Annotated in this window: 11 protein-coding genes and 1 pseudogene; 6 read left to right on the top strand and 6 right to left on the bottom strand. The window is 38.2% G+C overall.

What is annotated here, in order from left to right; all coding sequences use genetic code 11:
• The 6 genes and pseudogenes from AB840_RS18370 to AB840_RS14740 form a co-directional block, all read right to left on the bottom strand.
• Positions 1-196, bottom strand: a pseudogene (locus AB840_RS18370) (Abi family protein); the annotation flags it as partial.
• 21 nt (positions 197-217) lie between these two features.
• Positions 218-430: a hypothetical protein gene (locus AB840_RS15900; protein ID WP_053078216.1), complete on the bottom strand. Its 213-nt coding sequence runs from the start codon at positions 428-430 to the stop codon at positions 218-220.
• 265 nt (positions 431-695) lie between these two features.
• On the bottom strand, positions 696-998 hold the full coding sequence (locus AB840_RS14750) for a helix-turn-helix transcriptional regulator (protein WP_048515603.1): 303 nt from the start codon (positions 996-998) through the stop codon (positions 696-698).
• Between the two features lie 134 nt (positions 999-1,132).
• A complete protein-coding gene (locus tag AB840_RS14745) occupies positions 1,133-1,789 on the bottom strand; it encodes a zinc ribbon domain-containing protein (RefSeq protein ID WP_143745113.1) in 657 nt (218 codons plus the stop codon).
• Positions 1,790-1,825: 36 nt separating this feature from the next.
• On the bottom strand, positions 1,826-2,410 hold the full coding sequence (locus AB840_RS16880) for a hypothetical protein (protein ID WP_143745112.1): 585 nt from the start codon (positions 2,408-2,410) through the stop codon (positions 1,826-1,828).
• Between the two features lie 42 nt (positions 2,411-2,452).
• Positions 2,453-3,154 (bottom strand): XRE family transcriptional regulator, encoded by a 702-nt coding sequence (locus AB840_RS14740; protein ID WP_048515601.1) that lies wholly within the window; start codon positions 3,152-3,154, stop codon positions 2,453-2,455.
• Between the two features lie 148 nt (positions 3,155-3,302).
• Here AB840_RS14740 and AB840_RS14735 point away from each other — a divergent pair, with 148 nt between their 5' ends.
• The 6 genes from AB840_RS14735 to AB840_RS14710 all read left to right on the top strand — a co-directional run.
• Positions 3,303-3,491: a helix-turn-helix transcriptional regulator gene (locus AB840_RS14735; RefSeq protein ID WP_048515600.1), complete on the top strand. Its 189-nt coding sequence runs from the start codon at positions 3,303-3,305 to the stop codon at positions 3,489-3,491.
• Between the two features lie 80 nt (positions 3,492-3,571).
• The gene (locus AB840_RS17320) at positions 3,572-3,745 is read left to right on the top strand and encodes a hypothetical protein (RefSeq protein ID WP_159445843.1); all 174 of its coding nucleotides are present in this window, start codon (positions 3,572-3,574) and stop codon (positions 3,743-3,745) included.
• 39 nt (positions 3,746-3,784) lie between these two features.
• Positions 3,785-4,063 carry a hypothetical protein gene (locus AB840_RS14730; RefSeq protein WP_048515599.1) on the top strand — a complete coding sequence of 93 codons (279 nt, stop codon included), beginning with the start codon at positions 3,785-3,787 and terminating at the stop codon, positions 4,061-4,063.
• Positions 4,064-4,409: 346 nt separating this feature from the next.
• Positions 4,410-4,736 (top strand): hypothetical protein, encoded by a 327-nt coding sequence (locus AB840_RS14720; RefSeq protein WP_048515597.1) that lies wholly within the window; start codon positions 4,410-4,412, stop codon positions 4,734-4,736.
• Positions 4,733-4,942, top strand: a complete 210-nt coding sequence (locus AB840_RS14715; RefSeq protein ID WP_048515596.1) for a hypothetical protein — start codon at positions 4,733-4,735, stop codon at positions 4,940-4,942. Before AB840_RS14720 ends, AB840_RS14715 begins: the two co-directional genes overlap by 4 nt.
• Positions 4,917-5,137, top strand: a 221-nt coding sequence (locus tag AB840_RS14710) for a hypothetical protein (protein ID WP_048515595.1), incomplete at its 3' end; no start/stop codon positions are given. The genes AB840_RS14715 and AB840_RS14710, both read left to right, overlap by 26 nt.

Raw genomic sequence — 5,137 nt, 5'->3', positions numbered from 1 at the left:
GTGTCTTTTCTTTATCATAACAGTCAACATTCAAATAGGCGTATGGAGTATTGGGGTAGGATTCGGCAAAGCGATAGGCAAACACTGCTTTGAGATGTGTTTCCATATCAATGATAGCTTGGAATATAGCCTGCTTTATTTCTCGCTCAAATACATACAGATTGGCAATTTCATCAAAGTTAGTGCTAGCAGTATATTGATCACCATTGCGCGGGAATTAGTTAGCATAGCCATTGATAATGTTATAGTAATTTTGAGTAAGCAAGTATGCCTTGGCTCTTTCTGTATCGTCAATTACCAACCCGCGTTCGCGAAGAAGCTGTATCTGCTCATCAATAGTTTTAAATTCTTTCAAAAGAAAAAAGCCTCCTCCCAATAATGGAGAAGGCTTTTCCTTCGCACCGATCCCCGTAGAGATTTCGGCACTCACTTTAAGTGTCTCCATTATAAAGCTATAACCCTATTATGTCAATCTGAAAAATGTAAATTTATACTTTTAAAAAATATCAAGTGTCTAAAATATACGAAAAAATTCCGGAATAGTATATAAAAGTTTCATAAAACTACAATTTATAGTAGCCTACTAAAATATCATATGTATAATTACAATTATAAATAATTATTTATCCATCACAATTAGTGCATGATACTTTCAGTTCTGCCTCGTTTCCGGTTGCCCCTGGCGGCGGGATTTTTTATTCTGGATTATCAGCATTGTCAGATATTTCATTTAAGGCATCTTCGTATCGACGCTGAATTTCAATCCAGCTATCTATTGGTGTATCTGTTATTCTGGCTAATCTTCGCATCAGGCTACGGGATAATCCGGCACCACCACGAATAATAGCTTGCAGGTTATCAGGTTTTATTTCTAATTTACCGGCCAATTCATCCGTATTTGTTTCGGCATATTCCATGTAAGACTCAATGGCTTTGCCGGGATGCATGGATTCTATTTCTTCTTCAGTGTAAATATGTTTTCTAGTTTGTTTTGCCATAGTGGGGAATCTCCTTTCGGCCTGCATGTATAATATGATGCGATAATATGTTATACTGATAGTGTAATCAAGCTTCCCCCCGTCACTGGTTGCCTTCAGTGGCGGGAATTTTTTTTTATTTGTATTATTGACTGTTATTCATCATACAATACAGGGCCTCGAACAGATCCCCATGATGCAACTTTTCTACCAGATGATTTATTAATAATGTCTAATGAAAAACTGGTTGTATTTGTTTTTATTTGGCGAGAGGTTGTTGCCGTTTGCCATGCAACAAAACATGTTTTAATAAAAGATAATTTAACGTCTTTTGACAATAAATTCCAGTTGTTATTAACGTATACAGTCAAGGTATCTATTGCTGGGTCATGTGTAACGCCTTCGTATATAGGAGTATAATCATTGTCTGAAAAAAGAAAGTTAAATGCTTTTAGTATTTCGTCGTGCTTGTCGCCATAATTAGTCAATACAGAAGGCTGTTTCGCCTCCTTTTTCTTCGTTTCAGAGGGGGGAACTGGCTTAGTTACATTATTAGTACTATTCTGTTTGGTATCCCGAGGCGAATAATTATATGCGCTATATATACCAATACAAAAAAAACAAGCTACTATTAAGAATATAATCAATGGCTTTGTTGAATTCCATTTTATGGTAGGTCTATTTTTCTCTTGCCTTTTCCCTTTATTTACTCCCGGCAATTTATAAGGAGAAAGGTTGCTACTGCCGCAAAAGGGGCAAATTGTTCTTGGGTTAGGCAACGCTCTTTTGCAATTATTACAGATTTTCATCATATCACATCCGTTAGTAAGCGTATATTATAAAAAGCATTAATGGTGATGTAAACGATATTCACGTTCTTGAGCTTGTATATCTAGTTGTACTTCTATGCTGTTGGGAGTCCATGTATGCCCACAGTGAAGACAAATAAATTCAACTTTTTTTGACCCGATACCACCAGCCAATAATCCTAATGGGCCCAAGGCTAGCCCTCCGAGCGCAGCCTTTTTATAACCAAATCCTTTGTTTTCTGCGGTATGTTCAGTAGAGTGACAACGGGGGCACCTAGAAACAATGGTGCCAGGAGGGATTGGAATTTGAGAAGTATTACTATTGGTTATGGACGACAGAAAATATGCAATTGCAATGCAAAATATGATTGCGCCTATAAATTCTCCAGCATCTCCAAAAAAATTCCCTGGATTTTTTAAAAGCAATAATATCAAGATGATTAATGTAAATATAAAAGCAATTAATTTGCAATCACTATTTAATTTATAGTGTGACAAGGAACTTTTAAGGTTAGATTGTGTTTCGGAAAATTTGAAAGGGGTAAATTCATTACCACCACAGTAGGGGCAAGATGATTTTGCACTTTCCACCATTTTTTGACAATTATTACAGATTTTCATCATATCACATCCATTCATTTAATAAAGCAACAATATTTCTTTGTACTACAAATATACAGAATAGATAACGACCTTGCCAAAAATCTTCATTTCATCGGCGTCGTCATAATTAAAGATCATATCCGTGAATGATGGATCGCTGCTGTCCGGTCTGAGGATAAAGCGGTCATTGTCTGCATCGTCATAAAAATGCTTTACAGTATATTCACCGTGGCAGTTCTGGGCAACAACAACGTCACCGTTATGGATAGTATCTAAATTTATATTAATCAGGACGGCAATAGTAGCGCCATTCTGAATTATTTTATTCATAGATTCACCGTTCACGTGCATAAATACGATATTACGATTGCGGGCATATTTACCGAGCCATGCATCTGGCACAGCAACCATTGGAACATTGTCTATAGCATCTATTTCTTCCAAGGCACCGGCAGCGATGCCCGCAGGGTAGTTACGGTATTCGAATGAGGGAAGCGGAGATTGAGCTGATTGCTGGTCATTTGATATTGAAACTTTTTGAGTGGTATCCATATTTTCTAATAATTTATCCAAAGTTATATTCATGCCTTTTGCTAGTTTTTGGAGTGTGCGCAGTGATGGAATTATTGGATTTCCAGTCCGCGAATTTTTATTTTTTTCCAGCATGGATATATATGGTTTGCTTAATCCCGAGGCAGTCGATAAATTGTCCATAGACATCCCATGCTCCAACCTGTAATTTTTAATTATGTCTGCTAATTTCATATGAGTTCTCCTTTTTGATGTTAAATATATTTTACATCAAAACGAAATATTTGTAAAGTGTGCTTGACAAATATTTCTGGCTCAGGTATAATAAGCGCATAAGTTAAGCGCGCTTAACAATTATAAAAGAAAGGAAGGGGGAAATTAAATGAACAAGCTGAAAGAAATTCGATTGTCAAGAAAGATGACGCAACAGGAATTAGCGTGTAAATCTGGCATATCTAGGGCATCTATTATTGCCATAGAAAAAGAACAGCGAAAGAATGTAACAACTAAAACTTTAATTGCATTGTCTAGAGCATTAGATTTAAATACCGAAAAAATTTTTTTAATATAAATGTTAAGCATACTATACAAAACATGCTTGGTTAAAGACACAGCCTAATCAAACAACCCACGAGAGGAGGTGAGAGAGGAATGAAATACAACCCAGATACAATACGAAAATTGATAGAAGAAGCGGACGAAAGGCATGCCGAAAAGGCCCATAGCACGGCAGTAGCAATCGAAAAAATGCTCGGCACTGCTGCGGACAGTATCGAGCGCGATGAAGCAAAAAAGGAATTAGTTAAGGCATTACTTAGCGAGTAGTTTTTGAACGTCTTCAGCAATGGAAGGAGCATAAAAATTATGGAAATCAAAATAACAGGTTCAGAAAAAGAAATAACCGATTTCATGTATGAGATAAAAGCCCAGCATGTAACAGAACAAATACAGGTTTCAACACATACTCATTCGAAAGATATTGAATGGGGGGCGGTATTTCCCATATGGGGAGATAAAGATAGAACTCAAGCGTATAACGAACTTATTAAAGAAAAAGGCCTTACATCCGAAGACATAAGGCTAATTTCTCTCGTAGCCAATTATGAGAAACGCAAAGTATTAATTCGCAATATCCCAATCTAATTTCTAGATTCAAGCTGAGGATGAGGGAGTTCATCCATAAGCTTTTTGATAATTAGTGAGTCCTTTAATTTACCGGCAACATATTCTGGAAGAATTTTAGCAACAAAGATATCTGTTCTAAGTGCGGTCGTGGAAAACGAATTGTAAATGTCATTAGTAGACAGATCACTCTGAATAATCCATGTATACGAATTTACTATGTTGCATGAATAATTAAAATGCCGGAGTGTGTCCTGAGACATTTCGATATCCTGTTTGATGCATTTACCAAAAACGACTATGTAAGTATTCATAAATAATCACCTCCCTTCAAGGTGATTATACCACACAGAAAGGAGCAAATCCCATGGAAGAACGAAGAGTGTTTTCCGTAGATGAGTTGGCTAAGGAATGGAATTGCAGCTCGTCTACTATACGACGCATGGAAAAAGATGGATTGTTGCGACGGCTGCCATTGCCGGGAACCATGTATCGAGCAAAAGAGGTATATGCCCTGGAAGGGCTGGATCTGAGAGACTTAAAGCAGCCGACCGTATTTGAAATGCGAAGGCTTCAAGCTGAAAACAGCGGGTTGCAGAAGCGTGTCAGCCAGCTGGAAGGAATTATTTTGCAAATTACTAGTTTTGCGACATCTGCAGTGGCAGATAAAGTTATCCGGGAGGAACAGGCATGATCTGCGCAGACTGCGGCCGAAAGATCAACGAAGAATACGTGCTGATCCGGCAACGTGGCCACTATGTCCCAGTGCACCGGGACTGCGGCACATGCCTATCGTATCACGGCCCGCAGCGACCGAAGAAAATCCGATGCAGAGTGACCAAGGCGTTGCGGAATTACAGAGAGGAGCATAAAAATGAAAACGATAATGCCGTGGATTAACTCCAGGCACCCACAGAATAAAGTCATTGAAGAACCGGATCCGGAATTTGACCGCTACATGCGGCAAGCTGAAATATATCAAGAACTCAGTGATGAAGCCGACCGTGCTATGGCATTCGCAATTATCTTAGGCGCCTTGCTTTTCGGAGTACTCATGATTATCACTGCAATGTACCGCGACGGCATGATTATGAT

It is taken from the genome of Megasphaera cerevisiae DSM 20462 (assembly GCF_001045675.1).
In the GTDB taxonomy this organism is placed as follows: domain Bacteria; phylum Bacillota; class Negativicutes; order Veillonellales; family Megasphaeraceae; genus Megasphaera; species Megasphaera cerevisiae.
The sequence above is the reverse complement of the archived record's forward strand: the minus strand, read 5'-3'. Positions and strand labels throughout refer to the sequence as shown.

Bases quoted from the DNA above. Each gene is read 5' to 3' on its own strand.
- AB840_RS14750 (WP_048515603.1), bottom strand. From the start codon at position 998: ATGGCAAAACAAACTAGAAAACATATTTACACTGAAGAAGAAATAGAA.
- AB840_RS14745 (WP_143745113.1), bottom strand. From the start codon at position 1,789: ATGATGAAAATCTGTAATAATTGCAAAAGAGCGTTGCCTAACCCAAGA.
- AB840_RS16880 (WP_143745112.1), bottom strand. From the start codon at position 2,410: ATGATGAAAATCTGTAATAATTGTCAAAAAATGGTGGAAAGTGCAAAA.
- AB840_RS14740 (WP_048515601.1), bottom strand. From the start codon at position 3,154: ATGAAATTAGCAGACATAATTAAAAATTACAGGTTGGAGCATGGGATG.
- AB840_RS14735 (WP_048515600.1), top strand. From the start codon at position 3,303: ATGAACAAGCTGAAAGAAATTCGATTGTCAAGAAAGATGACGCAACAG.
- AB840_RS17320 (WP_159445843.1), top strand. From the start codon at position 3,572: ATGAAATACAACCCAGATACAATACGAAAATTGATAGAAGAAGCGGAC.
- AB840_RS14730 (WP_048515599.1), top strand. From the start codon at position 3,785: ATGGAAATCAAAATAACAGGTTCAGAAAAAGAAATAACCGATTTCATG.
- AB840_RS14720 (WP_048515597.1), top strand. From the start codon at position 4,410: ATGGAAGAACGAAGAGTGTTTTCCGTAGATGAGTTGGCTAAGGAATGG.
- AB840_RS14715 (WP_048515596.1), top strand. From the start codon at position 4,733: ATGATCTGCGCAGACTGCGGCCGAAAGATCAACGAAGAATACGTGCTG.